We start from the raw sequence: 2061 nt of genomic DNA, 5'->3' as shown, positions 1-2061 counted from the left end.
GTAAGCGATCCATCGTCCCCACATTCAAACCAAGAATCTGAGGTGTGATGCTGGGCTCCCGAATAGTTTCCGGAGCCTTTGCCATGATGCGTCCCAACGCCGAGGTTGAAAAAGTGTACCTCTACCCCAAGCCCGTGGACTTCCGAAAATCCATCGACGGCCTGGCTGCCCTGGTCGAGTTGGATATCAAAGTCGCCGTGTTCGATCCTGTGTTGTTCGTCTTCCTCAACAAGGCGCGTAACCGGATCAAGGTGTTGTATTGGGAGCGCAACGGCTTCTGCCTTTGGCTCAAGCGCCTCGAAGCCGAACGTTTCAAAACCACGCCCGAACTTACCGACGACGTCATCGTGCTGACGGTTCAGGAACTCAACTGGCTACTCGACGGTTTTGACCTCTGGCGCAACCGTCCCCATCAAGTTCTGACGCCACGATACGTCGCCTGACCCGGTATAATCCACGACATGATTTCCATGCCCGACGACCTTCCCGATGATCCTGTTCTGCTCAAGCAGCTACTGCTTGAGAGCTACGCTGCGCGTTCGCGTGAGCAGGCAGTCAACCAGGCCCATGTGAGCCACATCGACGATCTCAAAGAGCAAGTCAAGTTGTGGCGTGACCGGTTCTTTGGCCGCAGGTCCGAGCAGACCGTCGACCCCAATACGCCGCAACTGGAAATGTTCAACGAGGCCGAGGGCGAGCCGCTGCTGAGCGTCGAAGAGCCGGAAGAAGAAGTGGTTGCGCCGACCCCGCGCCGGGGAAAACGCAAACCGCTGGCGGCGAGCCTGCCGCGTGTCGTGGTCGAGTACGACTTGCCCGATGAGGAACAAATCTGCGCCTGCGGTTGCCGCAAACATGTCATGGGCGAAGAAGCCAGCGAACAGCTGGACATCGTGCCGATGCAAATTCGGGTTATCAAACATGTTCGTAAAGTCTACGGTTGCCGTGGCTGCGAAGCCGCGCCCGTCACCGCCGACAAACCAGCGCAACTGATCGAGAAGAGCCTGGCCAGCCCCGGCGTCCTGGCGATGTTGCTGACCACCAAATACGTCGATGGCTTGCCGCTGTATCGCTTCGAAAGTGTGCTGAACCGTCACGGTATCGAAATCCCGCGCCAGACCCTGGCGCGCTGGGTAATCCAGTGCAGTGAACACTTCCAGCCACTGCTGAACCTGATGCGCGAGCGATTACTGGAAAGCCCGGTGATCCACTGTGACGAAACCCGAGTCCAGGTATTGAAAGAACCGGATCGAGACCCGACCAGCCAGTCCTGGATGTGGGTGCAAGCGAGCGGCCCGCCGGATCGTAAAGTCGTGTTGTTCGACTACACCAGCAGCCGTGCGCAGGACGTGCCGTTGCGGCTGCTGGAAAGTTATCGCGGCTATGTCATGACCGATGATTACGCCGGCTATAACGCGTTGGCGTTGCAGCCGGGTGTGGAGCGTCTGGCGTGCATGGCCCATGCACGCCGCAAGTTCGTGGACGCGCAAAAAGTGCAGCCCAAGGGTAAGACCGGTCGGGCCGATATCGCTCTGAACCTGATCAACAAGCTGTACGGCGTTGAGCGCGACTTGAAGGACACAACGGATGAGCAGCGTTTTATAGGTCGCCAGCAAGACAGCCGGCCAATCCTGCAGCAGTTGAAGAACTGGCTGGAGAAAACCTTGCCGCAGGTGACACCACAAAGTGTATTGGGCAAAGCGGTGCACTACCTGGCGAACAACTGGAGTCGTCTGGAGCGATATATCGAAGCCGGTTTTTTACCCATCGACAACAATGCGGCCGAACGCGCGATCAAGCCGTTTGTGATCGGGCGCAAGGCGTGGCTGTTCAGTGATACCGTCAACGGCGCCACCGCTAGCGCGAAGATCTACAGCGTGGTCGAAACCGCGAAAGCCAACGGCCAGGAGCCTTATACGTGGCTACGCCACGTACTGGAGCGGTTACCGCAGGCGAAGTCGGTAGAGGACTACGAAGCGTTGTTGCCGTGGAACTGCTCACCAGAGATGCCACGGTAAACCTGAGCCCCACCGTTTAGTTGGTGGGGTTTATGGATCGGTTACG

General features: G+C 58.1%; 2 protein-coding genes. Both read left to right on the top strand.

Annotation, left to right across the window (positions count from 1 at the left end; genetic code table 11):
* The first annotated feature begins 83 nt into the window (after positions 1 to 83).
* Positions 84 to 443: an IS66 family insertion sequence element accessory protein TnpB gene (gene tnpB, locus K675_RS0116370; RefSeq protein ID WP_017904582.1), complete on the top strand. Its 360-nt coding sequence runs from the start codon at positions 84 to 86 to the stop codon at positions 441 to 443.
* Positions 444 to 461: 18 nt separating this feature from the next.
* Positions 462 to 2015, top strand: a complete 1554-nt coding sequence (gene tnpC, locus K675_RS0116365) for an IS66 family transposase (RefSeq protein WP_037006617.1) — start codon at positions 462 to 464, stop codon at positions 2013 to 2015.
* The last annotated feature ends 46 nt before the right edge of the window (positions 2016 to 2061 follow it).

The sequence above is a fragment of the Pseudomonas fuscovaginae SE-1 genome (assembly GCF_000364705.1).
Classification (GTDB): Bacteria; Pseudomonadota; Gammaproteobacteria; order Pseudomonadales; family Pseudomonadaceae; genus Aquipseudomonas; species Aquipseudomonas fuscovaginae_A.
The sequence above is the reverse complement of the archived record's forward strand: the minus strand, read 5'-3'. Positions and strand labels throughout refer to the sequence as shown.